Consider the following 21874-nt stretch of genomic DNA (forward strand, 5'->3'; position numbering starts at 1 on the left):
TCAGGGCTATTCAATGCCTTCGCCCGCCGGTTTGCGGATCAGGCTGATGGCCCTTTCCAGGGCTTTGGATTTGTTCAGGGTTTCCTGGTGCTCGGTCGCGGGGTCCGAATCCGCCACAATGCCCGCACCTGCGCGCACGGTCAGGAGTCCGTCCTCCACCATGGCCGTGCGGATGGTAATGGCAAGGTCCATGTTGCCGGAGAAGGAAATGTATCCCACGGCCCCGCCGTAAGGCCCCCGGGGCTCTTTTTCCAGCTCTGCAATAATCTCCATGGCCCTTACCTTGGGAGCGCCGGACAAGGTTCCCGCCGGAAAGCTGGCCTTCAAAAGGTCAAACCCGTCGCATTCGGGCAGCAGATCGCAGGTGATGTTGGAAACCAGGTGCATGACATGGGAATACCGCTCCACCACCATCAAATCCGTCACCTGGACCGTGCCCACCTGGGCCACACGGCCAAGGTCGTTCCGGCCCAAATCCACCAGCATCAAATGCTCGGCGCGCTCCTTCTCGTCCTTTAACAGGTCGTCGGCAAGCTGCCGGTCTTCCTGCTGGCTCTTGCCCCTGGGACGGGTTCCGGCGATGGGCCGAAGCGTGGCCACGCCGTTTTCCAGCCTCACCATGGTCTCGGGAGAGGAACCGATGAGGGAAACCTTGTCCAGGTTGAAGAAAAACATATAAGGAGACGGATTGATGTAACGCTGCGCCCGGTACAGGCTGGCCGCGTCCACCGGCGCGGAGCACACATAGGGCTGGGAAATGACCGCCTGGATGATGTCGCCGGCCTTGATGTATTCCTTGGTCTTGACCACTGCGTTCATGTAATCGGCAGGGTCGTACCTGCCCTCCAGGCTGCCGCCGTCTACGGTCTCGGGCTGGACGGGCGTGGGCGCAGACAAGGAATCGACCATGCTTTCCAGCCGGGCCATGGCCTTGTCGAACTCCTCGGCCGGGTCTTCGCCGTTTTCCAGGAACACGTGGGCCACCATGGTCAGGGTGTGCTTCACGTTGTCAAACACGTACAATTCGTCCGTGATCATAAAATGGGCCAAAGGCTTGTCCGCAGGCGTGTCGTGCGGGATGCGCTCGAAAAACGAGACCATCTCGTAAGCCAGGTATCCCACCATGCCGCCCCAGAACCTGGGCAGGTCGGGCAGGTTGACCGGGTTGAAAACCTTCATGATGTCCCGCAGCACGGACAACGGATCTCCCTGATGGGGAATGCGCTGGGAGGACTTGTGGCCGCTCACCTCCACATCCTGGGCGAAAACCTTTACATGGGCGTGGGCCGAAGTTCCCAAAAAGCTGTACCGGCCCCAACGCTCGCCGCCTTCCACGCTCTCCAGCAAAAAGGCCGGGTTGGCGTCCGCTTTTTTCAGCAAGACGGAAACCGGGGTTTCGGTGTCAGCCAGGATTTCCATGCACACGGGAATGACGTTGCCCTTTTGCGCCAGTTGCAGGAATTCATCTTTTTTCGGATAGCATCTAAGTTTCATGGCGTTGGCCTCTTTTTCTCCTGTGAAGAACTATATTTCGCCCTGGGTGCGGACAAGGTCGTGAATGTCAAAAATCTGCTGAGCCAGCTTGCTGAACTGGTGGGGATACAAAGACTGGCCGCCGTCGCTCAGGGCCGCCGCCGGATCGTTGTGCACTTCGATCATCATGCCGTCCACGCCCATGGCCGCCGAAGCCCTGGCCAAAGGCCCCACCTGGCAACGGTGGCCGCCTGCATGGCTGGGGTCCGTGATCACCGGCAGGTGGCTTTCCTTGCGGACGACGGTGATGGCGGAAAGGTCCAGGGTGTTGCGGCTGTGCATGGCGAAGGTCCTGATGCCGCGTTCGCACAGGACGATCTGATCGTTGCCCCGCTCCATGATGTATTCCGCAGCCATCAACCATTCCTCGATGGTGGCGGACATGCCGCGCTTGAGCATAACCGGTTTTTTCGCCAAACCGGCCCGGCGAAGCAGGGCGAAGTTCTGCATGTTCCGGGTGCCGATCTGGACCATGTCGGAGTATTCCTCCACCAGGTCGAAGGTTTCGTTATCCATGACCTCAGTGACGATCTTCAGGCCGGTTTCCTCGCGGACCGCTGCCAGAATCTTGAGGCCTTCCTCGCCAAGGCCCTGGAAGGAATAGGGAGAGGTGCGGGGTTTGAAGGCGCCGCCCCGGAACATTTCCGCGCCGGACTCCTTGACGCTTTTGCCGATGGCCATGCACTGCTCCAGGCTTTCCACGGCGCAGGGGCCGGCCATGAGCACGGGCCTTCCCTCGCCGATGGCCACGCCGCCCATGCGGACCACCGTGTTTTCCGGCTTGGTTTCCCGGCTCACCAGCTTGTACGGGCGGGTTACCGGTATAAGCTCTTTCACGCCCGGCAGGCCCTGAAATCTGGCGGGATCCACGGCGCCTTTGTTATGAAGAATGCCGATGGCCGTCCTGTGTCCGCCGGGGATGGGCCTGGCGGTAAATCCGGCGGCCTCAATGCGTTCGATTACATCGTCAATTTGGTCCTGGGTTGCGTTTTGTTTCATGACCAGCAGCATGTTTTTGTCTCCCGAATGTTGTGTTTTTTGTTTCCGCCCTTTGGCGGAGAAAATAGTGCAACGAAAAAAGGCCGCAGGATGATTCCCACGGCCTTTTTCGGAAGTACAAAATAAAAAAAGGACCGTGGGCTGTGCTCCCACGATCCTTTTGGCTTTTTATGTCAGCTGTCGTCAGCTCCGGCCAAGTACGCGGGCGCACCTCATCCAGACCTGCCACCACCAGCAGTTGTTCAAAGTAAAGGAATTGTAGATTGCGTTCTTCAAAGTATTTTTCCTTTCAGGACGTAATTGTCCGTCTTTGGGCTTAATAAAGGAATTGGCGGCTGAGTGTCAAGATCTTTTTTCTTCCTTGACGGAAACCGAATATTTTCAAGGGAGATGAAACAACTTCTCCCGCCCGTCAAATCCAGCATGAAAGACGGCTTTGCGTTTCCTAGTTTTCGGGATTCAGGACGGCGTTGACCACCCGGCCCAGGGCGCTGCGGGTTATGGGCTTATGGAGGATATCCTTGATGTTGGGAGACTCAGAGGCTTTTCCTGAAATTCCGTCTCCCAGGCCGGAACTTAGGATGAACGGCAGGTCCGGGTTGAGTTCCGCCGCCTTCTTGGCAAGTTCCACGCCAGTCAGGTTGGGCATGGTGAGGTCGGAAATCACCAGGGCGAATTTTTGGGGGGCGGCTTGAATCAATTCCAGGGCGGTGAGGCTGTCGCTCACGGCAGTGGGAACGTAATCCAGGTTTTTGAGCATTTGGCTCAGCATGTTGGCGACCGTGCCCTCATCGTCCACCACCAGAACTTCCTGCCCGTTTCCTTTTGCGGGCTGGCTGGACGAAGCTGCTGCAGCGCTCGGCAGCTTTTCCATGCAGGGCAGATAGACGTTGAAAACCGTACCCGCATCGATTTTGCTTTCCACGGAAATTCGGCCTCCCAGTTGGTTGAGGATGCCTATGACGGTTGACAGGCCCAGGCCGGTCCCTTCCCCCCTTTTTTTTGTGGTGAAGTAGGGATCGAAAATCCTGTCCATGGTTTCCTTGTCCATGCCTTGTCCCGTATCCTGCACTTTCAAATGGAGATAATACATGCCGTTTGCGTCTGATTCCTCCAGGTCGGGAAAAAGATCCGTGCGTCTTTTCTGCTTCAGGCTGATGGTCAGTTCGCCGCCTTTTTCCTGCATGGCGTAATAGGCGTTGGTGGACAAGTTCATGATGATCTGGTGAATCTGGGTGGGGTCCGCCAACACCGGCAGGCAATTGGTCTGGATGTCCTGCTTAATATTGATCGTGGAGGGGATGGAGGCTCGCACGAATTTGACGGCTTCCTTTAGAATAGCGGCCACATGGACGGGCATTCGCTCGGCGTCGGCCTGCCTGCTGAAGGTCAGAATATGGCCCACCAGGTCCGAGGCCCTTAGGGCGGCTTCGTATATGGCCTGGGCGCTCTCCCGGTTTCGCGTGTCATCGGGCAGGTTTTCTGCAAGCATCTGGGAAAAGCCCAGAATGGGCGTCAGGATGTTGTTGAAATCGTGGGCGATGCCTCCGGCCAGGGTTCCGATGGCTTCCAGTTTTTGCGCCTGTCTTAGCTGCCTTTCCGTGTTGTGCTTATCAGACTCCAGGACTTTGATTTCCGTGACGTCCTGGACCGTGCCGATGGATTTTGTATGATTTCCATCGGCGTCAAACTCGTGGACGCATTTTGAGTGCACGTATTTGACTTCTCCGTCGGAAAGCACGTAGCGGTGGGTCATGTCGTACTCGGTGCGGGATTTGACGGACTTGCCGAATTCATTGAGAACGGTCTGCAGGTCTTCCGGGTGGATCAGACGTTTCACATCATCAAAGTCAAGCGTCAGGTTTTTGGGAATCTTCAGAATATCGGCCAGGCCTTCGGAGTATTCATAGGTCATGGTGGTGATGTCCTGCTCCCAGTGGCCGACCTTGGCGATCAGCTGGGCCTGGCGATGCAGCCTTTCGCTGCTGTTCAGGGCGTTTAAAGCCTGCCGGACGTTCGTGACGTTCTCGATAATGCCGTCTACGTATATGTTGTTTTCGTCTTCGATCATGTTCATGGTTACGGAGCCGAAAATAATTGCGCCGTCCTTTTTCCTAAGCGCGGCTTCCACTCCCACAATAACGCCTTCGGCTTTAATCCGTTTGATGAGTTCGCGTCTTTGCCCGTTGTCTGAAAAAATGTCCGAAACAGGAATTTTCAGTAATTCCAATTCCGAGTCGTATCCCAGCATGGCGGCGGCGGCTTTGTTGACCATGAGCAGCCTGCCCTGGCCTTCGATGGACGCCCGGAAAATTCCCACGGGCAGGTTCTCCATAAGAGTGCGGTACCGGTGATCCATGCTTGCCAGCTTTTTTTCCGTGCGGCTCTTTTCCGTGATGTCCCGGCCCACGGCGATGAAAACGTCCTTGCCGTCCCCTTCCCGGGTGAGGGCGCTGAGATGCCAGGCCAGCAGCCTTTCTCCTTGCGAGGTCTTGACGATTTTTTCAAAATAGGCAGGTTGGGAAGGATCGACGGTCTTGTTAAAAACCTCGTAGGGAAGAAAAGACTCCCCTTTTTGGTCCAGAATGGAAAGCAAGGGGCGCCCTAAAACATCCGCTTCGGGCTTTCCAATCATCCGGCAGAACGAGGGGCTGGCGAACCGGATTTTCAGGTCCGGGTCCATTTTAAGAATCAACTCGCTCTGGTTTTCCACAATCAGCCGGTATTTGCTCTCGCTTTCCTTGATCTCATTTGTGGCGATCATGTTCATAAGGGCGTAAAACACAAAAGCCCACCACATGGGAATGAGAGCGCCTTCAAAGTTTTCGAAGGCCTCCAGGCGTCCTGTTATTCCCGCCCATTTCACGAAGATGCAAAAATAGTAGACGCCCATGAACAGGATCAGCCCGCCTAAAAGCAGCTTTTGATCCCGCATGAGAGGGCTGTTTTTGCTTTTGCCGATGAGAATGGCCATGGCAAGGCAGCAAAATCCCAGAGAGAAGGCGTCAATTATTGCAATCATTGCGATCCTGCGCCTCCCTCGAAATGTTTAAAAAAGCTCCACAACCAGAATGTCAGGAGTACGGCGCTGGTCATATAAAGCAGATGCTCCATCAAATTAAAGAGGTCGGGAAGCAGGTATCCTTCGCATATTGTGGCTACAGTCGCCGCAAAGAATGCAACAAAACTTAATAATAATGATGTGTTATGCGGGATCTTGCGGAGCCTCTCATAGGTCGTCAAAAGCCGGATAAGGATAGCCAGGCCAAGAACCAGCATGATGAGTTCATTCTCTTCCAGCATATTTTCAACCCGCCGCCCGCTAAAACCGCATTGCATTGGTCGCGCAATTATGGTTTTCTACATGAGCGTGTAGACAAAATATGGATTTCTGTTGACATACCGGTTATAGGTCTTTTTTAGATGAACGTGACGAATATCCCGTATCGGGACGACCCTCAAAACATGCAAAACCCGGACCAAAAAATATGCCTGCACCTGTGCAGTTCCTGAAAAGATCGCCTGAAGGCGTTACGCTTTCAATGCGCCTGCCATGGCCCCTGTGTTTCGCCTTGGTTTTCATCTGTTTTTGCGGATGCATAAAAGCAGGGCCGGATTATCAATCAGGATCTGGCGCTGCCGCCGCGCCCGGCTCATATGTCAACCAAGAGTCATTAAGTCTCGAAAAATCGGAAAAAGCCTCTCATCCCGATTCCTGGTGGACCGGTTTCAACAACCCCGAATTGGACGCCCTGGTGGAGGAGGCCCTGGCGAACAATCCGGACATCCGGGCCGCGGCTGCCAGGGTTTTGGAGTACCGGGCCGTTTTGGCCCAGGCCCGGGCCGGGCTTTTTCCTTCGCTTAGCCTGTCCGGCGAGGGTTCCTGGTCGGAGGGGACTTCCACCACGTCCACGCCGGTCCTCACTTCTCAGGGCATTTCCTATGTAACGCGTCAGAGGGACGTACACTCCACCAGCCTGGATCTGACGGCGGCGGCCAGCTATGAGTTGGACCTGTGGGGCAGGATAGCCCGGTCCAATGAGGCGGCCCGGGCGGATCTTCTGGCCGTGGAGGAAAACGCCCGGACTGTGGCTCAGACCATAGCCGCGGAAACGGTGAGCGCTTATCTGGAAATCGAAAACCTGCGCCGCCTTATTGCCGTCACCCAGCAGAGCATCGAGGATTTCAAACGCAACCTTTCCTTTATCCGAAGAAGGTACGAAGGCGGCATCGCCTCGGTTTTGGACCTGAGGCAGGCTCGCCGGCTGCTGGCGCAGGCGGAATCGCTGTTGCCTCCCTTGCGGACGGACATGAAGGCCAGGGCCGCGGCCTTGGCCGTCCTGGCGGGAAAATACCCCAACCTGGAGTTCACCCGGGAAATCCCGGAAGACTATTACAAGGCCCTGCCTCCGGTTCCGCCGGGCATTCCTTCGGACCTGCTTTTGCGCAGGCCGGACTTGCGCCAGGCCGAGGCCGGGCTTCAGGCCGCCAGCGCCCGCATAGGCGTTGCGAGAGCGGCCAGGTTTCCAAGCATCAGCCTGACGGGCGCCTTGGGAACTTCCAGCCCGGATCTGGAGGATTTGTTCAGCCCGGAAAACCGATTTTGGAATCTGGCCGCCGGCTTGCTGGCGCCCATTTACGACGCCGGAGAATTGAAAGCCGCCGAAGAGGCGGCGCGGGCGCGATTCGCCCAGCAGGAGGCCGCTTACGCCAAAACCGTGCTGAACGCATTCGCCGAAGTGGAAAGCGCCTTGGCGGCCCAGACGGAGCAACGGGAATATCGCGAGCTTCTATTGAAACTGGTGGAAGAATCCGCCGCAACCAGGGAAACGGCGCAAAGCCGGTACGAGCAGGGTTTGTCCACCTATCTGGACGTGTTGGACGCCCAGCAGGCCTTGTATTCGGCCCAGCAAACCCTGGTGAACTCCGAGCTCGCCATTTATCTTAATCGTGTAACCCTATACCGGGCTTTGGGCGGAGGTTGGCCTGCGTCCGAAAAGAATCCAAAGGGAAGCGAGTCCAAACAGGAATGAGTACAACCCCAAAGACTAATTATCTAAGATTAGCGGTGCAAGTGCTGCTTGTCGGCCTTTTATTATTCGGAGGCTGGCGCGGCTACCACTGGATAGTCAACAGCAAGCCTGAGCAAAAGCGGATCAAGCCCGCCCTGCCAATCCCCATGGTGCGAGTAATCAGGGCCGAGAAGGAAGACGCCGTCATCCACGTGCAGGGGCAGGGCACGGTCAAGCCCTGGCGGGAAATTCAACTGGTTCCCCAGGTTGGCGGCAAGGTGGTCTGGATCTCCCCCTCCCTGGTGGACGGCGGGGCTTTTCAAAAGGGCCAGACCCTCGTCCGTTTGGATCAAGAGGATTATCGCCTGGCCGTCACCCTGGCGGAAGCTCAGATAAAAAACTCGGAAAGCGCCTTGCAGCTTTTGGAGCAGGAAGCCCTGGCGGCCCGCCGGGAATGGGAGCTTCTCCACGCTAATGACGGGGATAAAGGCGCCTCGCCGCCGCCTTTGGTGGTCAAGGAGCCCCAGTTGGCGGCAGCCCGGGCCAGCCTGGAGGCGGACAAGGCGGATTTGAAAAAGGCCCTGCTTCAATTGAAAAGAACCGAAATCTCCGTGCCCTTTGACGGCAGGGTCAGCCAGAAGTCCGTGGATGCAGGCCAATACGTCTCCCCCGGACAGGTGCTGGCGGTGCTCCATTCCATCGAGGCGGTGCAGATTTCCGTGCCTCTGGCGGACGAGGAGCTGCGCTGGTTTAACGTCCCCGGCTTCACCCAAAAGGGCGGCGAAGGCTCTTTGGCCGAGATTCAAGCCCGGGTGGCCGGCCGCGACATGGTCTGGCAGGGGCGGGTGGACCGGTCCGAAGGCGAGATGGACGAAACCACCCGGACCGTGCGGGTGGTTGTGAGGGTTGACGATCCCTACGCCACGACCCCGCCATTGGTTCCCGGCCTGTTCGTGCATGTGGACATCCAGGGCAATATCTTGCCGGATGCCGTCAATATTCCCCGCTCAGCCCTGCGGGAGGGCGATACCGTCTGGATAGCAACCCCGGAAGGCGCCATGCATTTTCAACAGGTGGAAGTCAGCAGGATTTCCGAGCAGGGCGTCTGGGTGACTCAAGGCTTGAACAGCGGCGATCTGGTGGTAACCTCCCCCATGAAAGCGCCAACGGACGGCATGAAAATCCGGCTGCATGAAGGGCAGAACAAGGGCGGCGCGGTCATTCCCATACCAAGCAATCAGACGGAGGGCGGCCAGTCATGAAAGGCATGGTCAAGTGGTTTGCCGAAAATCATGTGGCGCCCAACCTGCTGATGATTTTTTTCATTCTTGCAGGGGTGTTTACGGCCCTCAATATCAAAATGGAGGTCTTTCCCGAAACCTCCCTGGACCGCATTCGCATTTCATGCTCCTACTCCGGCGCCTCGCCCGAGGAGGTGGAAGAGGCCATCATCACCCGAATCGAAGAGGCCATTGCAGGCCTTGCCGGCATTGAGCGCATCGACTCCTCGGCCCGGGAAGGCAGCGGCCGGGTGACCGTGGAGGTCATGAAAGGCTGGGACGTGGGCAAGCTGACGGACGAGATCAAGTCCGCCGTGGACCGCATCACCACCTTGCCGGATGAAGCGGACCAGCCCATTGTGGCGGAGATGACCCGATCGCGGGAAGTGGTCAATGTGGCTGTGTACGGGGACGTTCCGGAAGCCACCCTCAAGCAGATTGCCGAACGCACCAAGGATGCTATCACGGCCCTGCCCGACGTAACCTTGACCGAGCTTTCCGGCGTGCGGGAAACCCAGATCCATGTGGAAATCTCCGAGGACGCACTGCGCAGACACCGCCTCACCCTGGGGCAGGTGGCGACCCTGATCAACAACGCCAGCCTGGATCTTCCGGCGGGTTCGGTCAAAGCCAAAGGCGGCGAGATTCTCATCCGCACCAAGGGCCGGCGCTACTACGCGGAAGACTATGCGGACATCGCGGTTCTCACCAACCCGGACGGAACCAAAGTCACCCTGGGGCAGATTGCGGATTTAAAAGACGGTTTCGAGGACGTGGATTACCGGGCCTTTTTCGAGGGCGAGCCTGCTGCCCTGGTTAAGGTGTACCGGGTGGCGGACCAGAACGCCCTGACCGTAGCCAGCCAGGTGCGGGAGTACGTGGAAAGCGCGTCACAAAACCTTCCCGCCGGGGTGAAGCTGCGGGTTTACAATGACTCCTCCACCATTTTGAAAAGCCGCATCTCCCTGTTGGTGCGAAACATGGCCATCGGCCTGGTGTTGGTCATTGTGCTGCTGGGAATATTCCTGAACGTCAGGCTGGCTTTTTGGGTGACCTTGGGCATCCCCATCTCCTTTGCTGCAGCCTTTATATTTTTGCCCTACTTTGACGTGTCCATCAACATGATTTCCCTGTTCGGATTCATCATGGTTTTGGGAATCGTAGTGGACGACGCCATTGTTGTCGGGGAAAGCATTTATCACAAGCAGGAGCAGGGCATGCCCAGGCTCAAGGCCGCCATTGAGGGCGCCCTGGAAGTGGGGCGGCCCGTGGTGTTTTCCGTGCTCACCACCATCGTGGCGTTTCTGCCTTTGTTGACGGGCTCCGGGCGCATGGGGCGGCTGCTGCGCAACCTGCCCATCGTGGTGTGCCTGGTGCTGGCCGCCTCGCTGATTGAATCCCTGCTGATCCTGCCCTCCCATTTGGCCATGGGCAAAAGCAAAATCAAAAGCGTGGACCCCGCCAATCCGTCAGGGAAAAAGCAAAGCCCCGTCAAAAGGTTTTTTAGAACGGCGTTCCGGCCTTTGACGATTTGGCGGGACGTCTTGTCATGGATCATCAACAAGCCATACTCCTGGCTGGTGGATTTTTGCGTAACCTGGCGTTACGCAAACGTGGCGTTGGGAATCTTCGTCATTTTTCTGACCTTCGGCGTGATCAAGGCGGAATACGTGCGCGAAACATTCAGCCCGGATGTGGAAGGCGACACCATGTCCTGCATGATCACCATGCCCAGCGGCACGCCCAAGGAGCGCACCCTGGAGGTCATGGCTTTGATGGAGGAAAAAGCCCGTCAGGTTATCGCCGAAAAGGATAAAACCCGGCCGGAAGGCGCCAAGCCTTTGCTGGAGCATACCATCGGCCTGCTGGGCGCCCATCTGGGAGACGGCAAGCCCGACACCGGCGGGCACATGGGCCAGCTTTGGATCACCATCATCTCTGCGGAAGAACGGGAGGACGGCATATCCACGGCGGATTTGACCAATCTTTGGTCCGAGGCCGTGGGCATCGTCCCGGACGCGGAGTCCATCACCTATTCCAGCGCCCTGCATTCTTCGGGCAAGGCCGTGGAGTTTCACCTTTCCTCCAGCGATAACGAGCAGCTTTCGGCCGCCGCCGAAGATTTGATGAAGGAGCTGGAAACCTACCCCGGCGTGTACGGCATAGAAGACAGCTTTCTGCCCGGCAAAAAGGAAATGCAGATCAAATTGAAGCCAGAAGCCAGAAGCCTGGGAATCACCCTGTACGATCTGGCAAGGCAGGTGCGCCACGCCTTTTACGGGGCCGAGGCCCTGCGCCTGCTTCGGGGCCAGGACGAGGTCAAAGTCATGGTCCGGTATCCCGAAGATGAAAGGCGCGACCTGAGCAACCTGGAGGATATGCGCATCATCACGCCCCAGGGTGAATTGATTCCGTTTTCCCGAATTGCGGAATTGAAGCTGGAGGAAGGCTACTCCTACATTACGCGAGCCCAGCGTAAGCGGGTGATCCAGGTTATGGCCGACGTGGATATGGAGCAAAACAACCCCAACCGGGTGCGGGACACGGTTACAAAAGAGTTCATGCCCGAGCTTCAAGCCAAGTATCCCGGCCTGAACTTTACCGTCGAGGGCAGGGGCCGACACCGCAGCGAGGCTTTCAAGGACATTTACCGGGGCTTTGCAATCGCCCTTCTCGGTATTTACGCTCTATTGGCCATACCGTTCCGCTCTTTCACCCAGCCGTTGGTGGTCATGTGCGCCATCCCCTTCGGCATTATAGGCGGGGTGTTCGGGCATATGATCATGGGCATTGACCTCACCATCATGAGCCGGTTCGGCATGGTAGGATTGACGGGCGTGGTGGTGAATGACTCCCTGGTGCTTATCCACATGGCCAACCGGTTGCGGGACGAAGGCGCCGCAGCCCATGAAGCAGTGGTCGCCGCAGGGGCGCGAAGGTTCCGGCCCATCATGCTGACTTCCATCACCACCTTTGCGGGGGTGACGCCCATGCTGCTGGAAAAGTCCATCCAGGCCCAGTTTTTGATCCCCATGGCCGTAAGCCTGGGCTTCGGCGTGCTGTTCGCCACGGGAATCACCTTGCTTCTGGTGCCCAGCGGGTACGTGATTCTGGATGACATCCAGCGTTTTTTCAAATGGGTGTTTGGGGGAGATTACGGCCGGTACCATGCCTCGGGAGGGAACGAACCCGAGCCTGATGAAAAGCAGTCGCCTGACCTTTCAGAACCCCTGCCGAAAAAGAATTGATGGAGGGCGAACGTGACAGTTTGTTAACTCGTTTCCATGCTTTGCGTGGGAATACATATGAAAGTCTTAATGGGCGGCCCAGGCAAAAGCAGTATCTTGCCTGGGCCGCCTGAATGAACGCCACGCAATTTAAGGCCTACCAGAAAACGGCCTTGCGCTTTTTTAGAATATCGTAAATGCCCTTTTGAATGGTGTCGCGCACCTGGTTGGTGATCTTGGACACCAGCAAAGGCTCTTCGGCCGGACGGTGATTCATGTCCGTCACCTGGATGGGTTTGTGAAACCGGATGGTCCACTTGGTAGGCAGGGGGATGACGCCCAAAGGGCCCAGCCACGGAAAAGTGGGCGTGGCTGGAAAATACGGCAGATTAAACGCGGAGGCGACCATCTTCATGTTGGCCAGATTGGGGTATATTTCCTCGGCCCCCACGATGGACACGGGGATGATGGGCGCCCCGGCCCGGATAGCCACGCGCACAAAGCCGCCGCGGCCGAATCGCGCCAGCCGGTAGCGTTCGCTGAAGGGCTTGCCCACGCCTTTGACGCCCTCGGGGAAGACCAGCGCCAACTCGTCTTCCTTTAACAGGCGCTCGGCGTTTTCAGGCAGCGCCTGAACCTGTCCCAGGCGGGAAAGGCCCAGCCCGACGACCGGGATTTCCGTGGCCCGGGTAAGGTGCAAAGCCCGCACCAGCCGGGGGTGGGGATGCTCGGTCGCCACGGCGGTGATGACCATGGCGCCGTCCCAGGGCAGAACCCCGGAATGATTGGCCACCAAAAGGGCCTTGCCCTCGGCCGGAACGTTTTCCAGGCCGGTGGTGGTCACCCGCCAGTATTTTTCGTACATAAACTGAAAAAAAGGCCTCATTTCTTCGACCAGTTCCAGGTCGCGGCCCCATTTGTCCACTTCGTAATCCCCGTCGATCCTCCGGGCGATGACGGTCATTTTTTCTTCCAGAAAATGGGTCAGCTTTTCAAAAAGCGCCGGAAAGTCGACGGCCGGCTCTTTTTGGCGCTCCTGCTCGTCTTTCAAGCGCATCTGCACCAGTTCGGCCAGAATCTTGGTGAGAAGCTCCGTGTCCCCGGCGCCGGAAGCGCTTTGCGCGGCCTTGTCCATGCCCTGGCGGGCCGCGATCATTTCCGCCAGAATCTGCTCCATCAAAAAGGCCAGGCGATCCATTTTATCCGGCTCGGCCCCCTGGGCGCCGCCGGACTCGGCCCCGGCTTTGGGAAAATGGGCCTGGCAATAGCGTTGCCCCGGCAGAGCCGGGTTCTTGCACCGCTCACCCTTGGCGGTCAGGGACCAGCATTGGCCGTCCTGGGAGGACGGATTATTTGGCGGATCTTGAGGACTCATTGCAATCCTTGGATGGCTTCGTTAATGCGCCGCATGGAATTGATGTATTCCTGCAGTTGCTCGTGAGCTTCCGGGGCCGTCTCAATTTCCCCCCTCTTGGGAACGTAACCGAGTATCCTAAGATGCTCGAAAAAGTCAATAACCGTTTGCTTGGATGTGTATTTAGGCTTGAATCCCAACACCTCCTTCATGCGCGTAGTATCGCCCACAAAGGTGTATTTCAAAAAATCCGTCTCAATGGGGATATAATCCGCAACCGGAGTCTTTTGTACGAAAAAATTGGACAAACGCAAAAAAGGCGCCCCAAAAGGAACCGGAACCCGCCTGCCCACCCGCAAAACCTGGCCGATGGGCATGGCGCCCTGGCCGGCCACGTTAAACGCGCCGTGGGCGTCGCTTTTCAGGGCGTGATACAAAGCCGAGACCACGTCCTCCTCGTGGGTGAACTGGAACATGGGGTCAAACCCGAAAACCATGGGCACGGCCGGCGCCTCCAAATACCGCCGCATGGGCGTGTCCACGTCCGGCCCCAGAATATTGGCGAAACGCAGGATGGTGGTCTTGATTTCAGGATATTCCCGGGAAAACTTGGCCAGGAGCTTTTCCACCTCCCACCGGTCCCGCACGTAAGGATGACGGTACTGGCCCTTAAAGTCGGCGGTTTCCTCCAAAAAGCAGGGATTGCGGGAGGACCCGCCGTACACCTTGGTGTCGCTCATGAACAACACCCGGGGAACCTCTCCGGCCGCGCAGGCCGCCAGCAGGCTTTGGGCGCCCATGACGTTCAGGTCGAAAATCTCCTCGGAATGGGAATAGGCGTCCATGAACTGCAAGTGGCAGACCGTATCCACTTCCGAGGTTTTGATCAACTCCGCGATCAGGGGATTGTGCAGATCCACCTGGAAAAACTCGGTCTTCCGCAAGGGGAATTCCGGTTTTTTGTAATCAAGCCCCAGAATGATGTTGAAATCAGGGTCGTTTTCCAACAGACGCGCAAGTTTCCCGCCCCAGGGGGTGCATACCCCTGTTATGAGAACAGAGCGCTTTTTTTGAATCATGGGCTGCAGATCCTTGCCGGAAAATGGTTTTGCTTTCTGAAAAACAGAGGAAATTAGGGGCGTGGACGAATCCTAGTCAATTTGGCCCCCTCCCCCCTTGATGCACTAGTCAATATTTGATTATTAATATGCCAAAGGCGATAAATCAAGCATTCAATCCCGGATTTTGCAAAAAAACAATCTTTGATTTATGCAAATTCCAGGCGGTTTATCACCCCGTGGCACCGGCAGGCCGTGGAAAAATGCACGGGAAGATCGGATGCAAAAGCCTGTTTTTCCGCATTAAAAAGGTCGTCTGGCTTAATTCCGCCCACGCCCGGAGTCAATTGATGACTCCGAATGACTACCTGTATGCTTCCGGGGACGTCCATGCGCGCCAGCATGTCGAACAGGTTGTCTCTGGGCAGGCCGGTTTTGAAGCAGCGATCCTTGGGCTCCGGGCAATTGTCCGGGCACAGAAAGTCCGCCTGGCTCACATACAGGGTTCCGTTCTCGCCCCACATGGGATTGGGGGCTTTGTCCGCAATCTCCCGGGGAACCGGCGCCTGGCGGGCCGGTTTTTTCGTTTGCAGACGGGCCAAAAGCCAGTCAAAGGCCATGTGCACGGGAATGGCCGGGACGATCCAGTCCGGCTGATTGTCCGGACTCAACTCCTGCAACAAAAAATCCGCCCCGGGCGCGACCAGGGTTTCCGCGCCGAGGCCCAGGCCGGCCAAAGCCTTTGCGTCGCTGTCCACGACCTTTATTAAGGCGTCAGGATGCTTTTTCCGAAGCCTTTCCAGGGCGATCCGCCCGAACTTGCCTGCTCCCAATATCCAAAATTCCATAATCCGCCTTCCGGTTTTCAGCCCCGCCCGCGATGCATGCGTACGGGGGCTTGCGTTTTCGGCCCTAAGCGGTTAGTACATAATTAGTCGCGCCATTGGCAACCTTGAAATGCAAAAATCGCCCGCAGGCAAACCCGGCCCGGGAGCGTCTTCCATGCAAAAACGGATTATCAACCGCCCCTCATGGAGCAACGGCATTCCATGAATGGCGCCGATGTTATCCAACCGATGAAGCGCCGGTAAGGCATACATTTTTATTTTGGCGTCCGATTTGATGATTGAAATTTAACAAGAAGCCAGCGTAAAGCGGAGTCATATGCCCGGCCTGAACAACAAACACCCCAAAAACATGAAGCTGGTCCTGGACGCCGGAGGCCAAGCGGCGGCGGCCGAAGAAGCCCTCCCTGGAAATTTAAGATGGGGCCTGCTGCTCTTTCTCATCGCCCTGTGCCTGCGCATCACCTTTTACACCGCCCTGTGCGACGCCGAAGCTTTCGCCAAATATACGGTCCTGGCGTGGGAGGCGGCCCGCGGGGCCGACCTTGGCGAGCGCCTTCTCGACGTTAGCCCCCTATACCTGACCCTGCTCTGGGGCGTCTGTAAAGCCGCGCCCGGAGCCTTGAAGTACATGCCCCTGATCCAGCTCATCCTGGGCGCCTTCATCCCCATAATAATTTACGGCCTGGGCCTGCGCCTGTTCACCCGGCAGGTGGGATTCGCCGCCGGACTCATATACGCCATGTACGGCGGCGGCATGATTTTGGAGTCCACCCTGGAGCCGTACGTATTCGTGGCCCTGCTGAACGGGCTGGCCGTGTATTGTCTGGTCCGGTCCATGGAATGGGAACAGGCCTCGATCCGATTCATTGCTGCGGCCGGGATTTTGTCCGGGCTGTCCGTGCTGGCCAAGCCCAACTTTTTGTTATTCGTCGTGTTTGCCTGCGTGTGGATTCATTTCGCCTTGCGAAAGGTCAGACAATTCAAGCAGGCCAATCTGTACCCCCTTGTTTTCCTGGCGGCGGCCTTAATCATCATCGCGCCCGTGACCGTCCGCAATTATGTCAAGTTCAACGACTTCGTGCTGGTCACGGCGGATTACGGCAAGGTGTTCTTCCACGGCAACGCCGGCGCCACCACGGTTTTCATCCCCCAATATCTGCCGGGCCAGGACAAGCCCGCCCCCGGCGATCTGCCCGTGGATTACGCCCACGTGGCCTTTCGCAAAAAAGCCTCGCAGCTTGCGGGGCGGGACCTGTCGCCGTCCCAGGCCGCCAGGTTCTGGACTAAAATCACCCTCAGGGATTTCAAAGAGCATCCGCGGAAGCACGTCAAGTTGGAAGGCCGCAAGCTGGCCCTGTTTTTCCACAACTTTGAGATTCACCACATCCAGGCCAACCATTACCGGTATATGGAATCCTTGCGCTATCCTTTTTTGCGATACGGGCTTATCGCCTCCCTGGGGCTCTTGGGCATGGCCCTGTGCCTGCGGGAAAAACGGCGGTTCGCCCTATTATACGGAGTTGTGGGCGTGTATCTGGTTTCCGGGCTGATCTTTGTGGTCAACTCCCGGTATCGGGCCCCGGCCGTCCCGTATCTGTGCCTGTTTGCGGGCGCGGTGTTTCATTACACAGCCGCATTCTTCGTGGAAAAACAGACCAAAGCCCTGGCCCTGACGCTAATCGCCCTGGCCTGCCTTTTGGCCCTCACCCACCTGACTTATTCCAAGGAAATCAGCGACTACCTGCTCACCGTCATGCAGATGTATCCCAAATAGGATTTTTTTCGAGCGACAAAAAGCCATCCCCCCCGTCAAAAATTATGGATTCACAAGGGTTTGAAGCGCATCAATCGCCTCCGCCAAGCCCTTTTTGCCGTCCCCGCCCACATCCCATTGTTGAAGGGCATCGCTCACAGCCTGATCAATATCCTCCTGGGTGTAACAGGGAGGCAGGGTTGTTGAGGTGGTGGAACTGGTGGTGGTTGTACTTGTCGTTGTGGTGGTCGTCGTAGTGGCCCAGGTGGTCGTCGTGGTTGTCGTCGTGGTGGTGGTGGTCGGCCGGGTGGTCGTTGTTGTTGAGGAAGTGGTCGTCGTGGTCGTGGAGGTGATGGCGGACGGTTTGTCCTCAGGATCCTCCATGCTCCAAACGCCGCCGGAGCTTTGGGCGGAGGAAAAAGGGACTTGCTCCGCCGGAACGGCGTTGGCGCAAACGCCTGTAATTAACAATGCTTCCAACAAAAAAATGTGCAAAAGGAATGTGAGCGATCTCTGTTTACAAAATTGCATGATTGCCTCTTTTGCAACAAAAAAAACGCTTAATGGAACTGAAGAAAAATCTGGTCGGGGCGAGAGGATTTGAACCTCCAACTTCCTGCTCCCAAAGCAGGCGCGCTACCAGATTGCGCCACGCCCCGTTCTGAATTGAAGCGTCTGATTACCATGGTTTTTTGATTTGGGCAAGCCAATAGTGGAAAAATCCAGAGCCCGCCCCGGCGCGGAAATTGCATAGCATTCCAGCCAGTTCTATACTTAATCGCAGCAACAATCCGCATGGGATGCGCCTCTGTGCAACAACATCCATAACCTGCGGATTAAACAAGGAGAACCGCTATGCAAAAGGACCATTTCATCACCTCGGACGGAACAAGGATCGATCTCATCCCCGGCTGGTACGAACGCAAAAAATCCTGGCCTTACGGCATCCAAAGCCTCCAGGAATTCGCCGACAAATGTTTTGACGGCACCCCGGACGCCTATCCCAAGGGCTACGGCTTTTTTGTCAACAAGGTCGTTGTGTTCAACTATTTCCGGGAAATCCTGAACGAATGCTTTTTGGGCCGGGACAAATTCCCCATGGCCCTGGATATCGGCACGGGCCCGGGCATCCAGCCCAGGCTTTTAAAGGCCGCCGGCATGTGCGATGAGGCCTGGGGCATTGACATCCTGCATCGCGACACGGAGTTCACCGACGAAAACACCTTCGAATACCTGGAGGAAATGAACCGCACCTACCAATCCCGGGACAAAGGCAAGCAGCAGGAACTGGCCAATATCATGGACTTTTTAAACGGACAGCTGGGCAACTGGTATCCCCTGCCCATGCTTTCCACGATTTTCGATCCGTCCCGGCCCCACGGCCTGGACAAATACGTGGTGGACGACTTCATGACCTGGGACCCTCCGGGCGGCGAGAAATTCGACCTCATCACCGGCATCATGTGCATCGAATATTTTGACGAACGCCCCTTGTTAAAAAAGGTTCAATCCCTCTTGAACCCGGACGGCGTGTTTTTCGTCATTGTGGATTATTGGCACGAGGTGTGCGGCGGCTCCATGCAGCTTCCCATGGACGCCCCCTGGCTCCACTGCCGCCTGACCCGGGAGGATTTGATCCGGTATTATAAAGAGGTAAGGCCGGGCGAAGCCCAGGCCGCGGAAACCTGCATCTATTTCGCCCGCAGCCACCTGACCCCTTACGACTACAACGACGCCGGAATCGCCGCGGGCATGAAGCTCATCTCCGCCCGGCGTTCGCTCCTGAACAATCAGACCAACGTCAACGTGGTCAATTCCAATGAAGGCGGCATGTACGAATATTTTCACGGAACCATCACGCCCCAGGCCAAAAAGGTCAACCCCTACTTCACGCCGCCCGACGCCTTCACCCAATACCTGACCCTGGTGTTTGTGAAAGAGTAAGAGGGACGAAAGGCATAGGCGCGGGTGCTGGAATACAATGGGTCCGCGTCTATGAGAATGCGTGAGTAAGTTTTGGGGGACGTCTCAACTTTTTGGGGACGAACTTTTTGGGGACGTCTCTCAACTTTTTGGGGACGAACTTTTTGGGGACGTCTCTCAAAAACTCAACGAACTTTTTGGGGACGTCTCTCAAAAACTCAATAACGGGTTTTCAGGACAGAGTCGTATCCGGCCGGTGTAGCGGAGAGACATAATACCAGGGCGAAAAAGAAAAACTCACTTTAACCTACTGTAAAAACTGTTGAATCGCCCGGGCTATGTCCTGGGCCGCGTTGTTCAGGATTTCCTCCCGAACGCGGGAATTGACGCCCATATTGGTCAATTCCACCAACACGGCCGGAGCGTCCGCCCCGGCCAGGACGGCCAGAGGATAGCCGCCCGCGCGCACCCGGTCGGGGGGCGTGTTGTTTTGCAGATTATTTTTCAAAACATCGGACAACCTGCGGCTGCCGGCGTTTTGGGATTGCGCCGCGGACTCCCAAGGCCGAGCCTCCAGGGAGGCTTGGACCGCCGCATCTCCCTCCGTTCCGGCGAATTCCGGAGATCGGGCCTGATAATAGGCGACCAGAATTCTGGGCTCGCCGCCCCGGCTCCAGTCCTGGCCCGCATGGAGGCTGATAAAAACCCGGGCCTGATTGTGGGCGGCGGCTCCGGCCCGCTCGTGGAGGGGCAGGTTGTAGTCCCCGTCCCTGGTGAGGACGGTTTGCACCTCTCCCCGGGAATCCAGAATCCCCTTGATTTTTTTCGCCAAGGATAGAGCGGCCTGTCCCTCATTGACGCCGTCGCCCAGATGGGCGCCGGGGTTCAGGCCTCCGTGGCCCGGGTCCAGAACCGCCACGGGAAGACGCTCTGCATGGGCGGAAAACGCCCCGAAAAGCAGAAAAAGCGCCGAAACAAAAAAAAGGGTTGACCCAAGGCGCATTTTTTTGACAAAAAAACAGCCCGTTGCCATAAAATTGGCGGCCCGGGAGGGGCTCTTTCCGGTTGAGAAAGGCTCCGGCCGCTGGTTCGGCGCGGAAAAACAGGCGAAACTTTTCACGGAGCAAAATCTCCTGAAGCCCGCCGCCCGTAGTGGGCGGGCGTTTAGGCGGGACGGGAGGTTTGTCTCCTGCCTGTTTGGACTTGACACCCTGTCCCGAATGATATTAACATTTTCTGATTACGCCGCGCCCTAAAGAACCCGCGCACGGGTCCGGGCGGACAGGCAGCTATAACTAAACGCGACAGCCGGTCCAAGTCAAGCTTTGCCCGGCGGCCCGTGCGAGAGTGGCGGAACTGGTAGACGCGCTGGACTTAGGATCCAGTTCTGGAAACAGAGTGGGAGTTCGAGTCTCCCTTCTCGCACCATGTTTGCAATCAGGATCTTGCCGGCCCCCTGGGCGGCAATTTATTTTTTTGGTTTAAAGGCCGCGGCCGATGGATGGAAATCGGCCCAAGGAAAGGATCATTATGCAAGTAACAGTCGAAGACCTGAGTTCAGTCAAAAAGGTCCTCCATATAGAGGCGCCTGCTGAAGACGTGAAAAAAGCCCTGGACTCCGCTTACGCCGAGCTGAAAAAACAGGCCAAAGTCAAGGGCTTCAGGCCCGGTAAAGCCCCCCGCTCCGTGCTGGAGCGCCTGTACAAATCCGATGTGGAGTCCGACGTCGCCGGCGAAATCATCAGCGACGCCTTCCGCGAAGCCATCATGGAAACAAAGCTGAAAATCGTAGGCCCCCCGGAAATCGAGCCCCCGGCCATCGTTCCGGACGAGCCCTACAAATTTGACGCCACCGTGGAAATCTTCCCGGAACTGACGGACCTGGACCTCAAGGGCATCGAACTCAGCAAAAACATGTACAAGGCCACGGACCAGGAAATTGAAAACCAGATCGCCATGATCCGCAAGAACATGTCCAGCCTGGAAACCGAAGAGGAGGACCGTCCCGCCAAGGAAGAAGACTTCGTGCTCATCGATTATGAAGGCGTCTGCCCGGACGGACAGCCCGACGAACTCCGGTTCACCGAAAACTTCACCATGGAGCTGGGAACCGGCCGCATCCTCAAGGATTTCGACGCCCAGATCATCGGCATGAAGCGGGACGAGGAAAAGGATTTCGAGATTTCCTTCCCGGAAGACTATTTTAATAAGGAACTGGCCTCCAAACAGGTCAAGTTCCACGTCAGGCTCAAGGAAATCCGCAAGCAGATTCTCCCCGAACTGGACGACGAATTCGCCAAGGATCTCGGCGAATACGAAACCCTGGACCAGTTGAAGGACTCCATCCGGGACCACCTGCAGCAAGGCTACGACCGCCGCTCCGAACAGGAGCTGGACGAGCAGGTCTTCCAGGCCCTTTTGGGCCGGGTGGAATTCGAGGTTCCCGAAACCCTGATCAAGCACGAAACGGCCAGCATGGTCTCCGAAGCGGAAAGAGCCCTCTCCTACCGCGACATGACCTTTGAAGACACCGGAGCCACCAAGGAAGATATGGAAGAGCGCTACCGCGAGCCCGCCGAGCAGCAGGTGCGCCGGTACTTGCTTCTGGATAAAATCGTGGAGCAGGAAAATGTCGAGCTTCCCGAAGAGGAATTGGAAAACGCATTCAAGGGCATGGCGGAATCCCTGCGTCAACCGCTTGAAATCGTAAAAAAATATTATGCTTCCGACGCCGAGCAGATGAACATGCTCAGGCAGACCCTCTTGCAGAAGGAAGCCCTGAAGTACGTGAAAAACCTCAATGAAATCAAAGAGGTTGAGCTCGAACTTCAGGAAACGGAAGAATAATTCAATTCCGCTCCATCCCTATTCGGCGGGTCCGGACCTT

The 21874-nt window shown here is 56.9% G+C and carries 15 protein-coding genes and 2 tRNA genes; 7 read left to right on the top strand and 10 right to left on the bottom strand.

Features of this window, described 5'->3' with window-relative positions:
- Positions 1-6: 6 nt before the first annotated feature.
- From BUE18_RS11335 to BUE18_RS11350, 4 genes are all read right to left on the bottom strand, one after another.
- Complete coding sequence (locus tag BUE18_RS11335) at positions 7-1494, bottom strand: anthranilate synthase component I family protein (RefSeq protein WP_073475730.1); 1488 nt, start codon at positions 1492-1494, stop codon at positions 7-9.
- Positions 1495-1524: 30 nt separating this feature from the next.
- Positions 1525-2544, bottom strand: a complete 1020-nt coding sequence (gene aroF / locus BUE18_RS11340) for a 3-deoxy-7-phosphoheptulonate synthase (RefSeq protein WP_073475732.1) — start codon at positions 2542-2544, stop codon at positions 1525-1527.
- A gap of 433 nt (positions 2545-2977) precedes the next feature.
- Positions 2978-5554: a PAS domain S-box protein gene (locus tag BUE18_RS11345; RefSeq protein WP_073475734.1), complete on the bottom strand. Its 2577-nt coding sequence runs from the start codon at positions 5552-5554 to the stop codon at positions 2978-2980.
- Positions 5551-5835: a hypothetical protein gene (locus BUE18_RS11350; RefSeq protein WP_073475736.1), complete on the bottom strand. Its 285-nt coding sequence runs from the start codon at positions 5833-5835 to the stop codon at positions 5551-5553. The genes BUE18_RS11345 and BUE18_RS11350 overlap by 4 nt, the downstream gene beginning before the upstream one ends.
- A gap of 185 nt (positions 5836-6020) precedes the next feature.
- On the opposite strand from BUE18_RS11350, the gene BUE18_RS11355 reads away from it, so the two are divergent.
- Genes BUE18_RS11355 through BUE18_RS11365 form a run of 3 tightly spaced genes read left to right on the top strand, consistent with a single transcriptional unit; the run spans position 6021 to position 12072 of the window.
- Entirely contained in the window at positions 6021-7565 is a 1545-nt protein-coding gene (locus BUE18_RS11355) for an efflux transporter outer membrane subunit (RefSeq protein WP_083610953.1), read from the top strand.
- A 41-nt stretch (positions 7566-7606) separates the two neighbouring features.
- The gene (locus BUE18_RS11360) at positions 7607-8806 is read left to right on the top strand and encodes an efflux RND transporter periplasmic adaptor subunit (protein ID WP_073475739.1); all 1200 of its coding nucleotides are present in this window, start codon (positions 7607-7609) and stop codon (positions 8804-8806) included.
- A complete protein-coding gene (locus tag BUE18_RS11365; RefSeq protein WP_073475741.1) occupies positions 8803-12072 on the top strand; it encodes an efflux RND transporter permease subunit in 3270 nt (1089 codons plus the stop codon). The genes BUE18_RS11360 and BUE18_RS11365 overlap by 4 nt, the downstream gene beginning before the upstream one ends.
- Positions 12073-12208: 136 nt before the next feature.
- Here the strand turns inward: BUE18_RS11365 and BUE18_RS11370 are convergent, their stop codons facing one another.
- The 3 genes from BUE18_RS11370 to BUE18_RS11380 form a co-directional block, all read right to left on the bottom strand.
- A complete protein-coding gene (locus BUE18_RS11370) occupies positions 12209-13426 on the bottom strand; it encodes a 1-acyl-sn-glycerol-3-phosphate acyltransferase (protein WP_244549313.1) in 1218 nt (405 codons plus the stop codon).
- Positions 13423-14484: an NAD-dependent epimerase/dehydratase family protein gene (locus BUE18_RS11375; protein WP_073475743.1), complete on the bottom strand. Its 1062-nt coding sequence runs from the start codon at positions 14482-14484 to the stop codon at positions 13423-13425. The genes BUE18_RS11370 and BUE18_RS11375 overlap by 4 nt, the downstream gene beginning before the upstream one ends.
- A gap of 188 nt (positions 14485-14672) precedes the next feature.
- On the bottom strand, positions 14673-15311 hold the full coding sequence (locus BUE18_RS11380; RefSeq protein WP_083610955.1) for a Rossmann-fold NAD(P)-binding domain-containing protein: 639 nt from the start codon (positions 15309-15311) through the stop codon (positions 14673-14675).
- Positions 15312-15627: 316 nt separating this feature from the next.
- Between BUE18_RS11380 and BUE18_RS11385 the strand changes: the two genes are divergently transcribed.
- Positions 15628-17085 carry an ArnT family glycosyltransferase gene (locus BUE18_RS11385; RefSeq protein ID WP_073475746.1) on the top strand — a complete coding sequence of 486 codons (1458 nt, stop codon included), beginning with the start codon at positions 15628-15630 and terminating at the stop codon, positions 17083-17085.
- Positions 17086-17127: 42 nt separating this feature from the next.
- Here the strand turns inward: BUE18_RS11385 and BUE18_RS28290 are convergent, their stop codons facing one another.
- Both BUE18_RS28290 and BUE18_RS11395 read right to left on the bottom strand, forming a co-directional pair.
- Positions 17128-17595: a hypothetical protein gene (locus BUE18_RS28290; protein ID WP_211482801.1), complete on the bottom strand. Its 468-nt coding sequence runs from the start codon at positions 17593-17595 to the stop codon at positions 17128-17130.
- Positions 17596-17646: 51 nt separating this feature from the next.
- Positions 17647-17723, bottom strand: a tRNA-Pro gene (locus BUE18_RS11395).
- A 196-nt stretch (positions 17724-17919) separates the two neighbouring features.
- Here BUE18_RS11395 and BUE18_RS11400 point away from each other — a divergent pair.
- Complete coding sequence (locus BUE18_RS11400) at positions 17920-19008, top strand: methyltransferase domain-containing protein (RefSeq protein WP_073475748.1); 1089 nt, start codon at positions 17920-17922, stop codon at positions 19006-19008.
- 286 nt (positions 19009-19294) lie between these two features.
- On the opposite strand, the gene BUE18_RS11410 is transcribed toward BUE18_RS11400, so the two are convergent.
- Complete coding sequence (locus tag BUE18_RS11410; RefSeq protein WP_073475751.1) at positions 19295-20107, bottom strand: N-acetylmuramoyl-L-alanine amidase; 813 nt, start codon at positions 20105-20107, stop codon at positions 19295-19297.
- 221 nt (positions 20108-20328) lie between these two features.
- Here BUE18_RS11410 and BUE18_RS11415 point away from each other — a divergent pair.
- Positions 20329-20415 (top strand) — tRNA-Leu (locus BUE18_RS11415).
- 102 nt (positions 20416-20517) lie between these two features.
- Complete coding sequence (tig, locus tag BUE18_RS11420) at positions 20518-21834, top strand: trigger factor (RefSeq protein WP_073475787.1); 1317 nt, start codon at positions 20518-20520, stop codon at positions 21832-21834.
- Positions 21835-21874: the final 40 nt, after the last annotated feature.

It is taken from the genome of Desulfatibacillum alkenivorans DSM 16219 (genome assembly GCF_900142135.1).
Taxonomy (GTDB): domain Bacteria; phylum Desulfobacterota; class Desulfobacteria; order Desulfobacterales; family Desulfatibacillaceae; genus Desulfatibacillum; species Desulfatibacillum alkenivorans.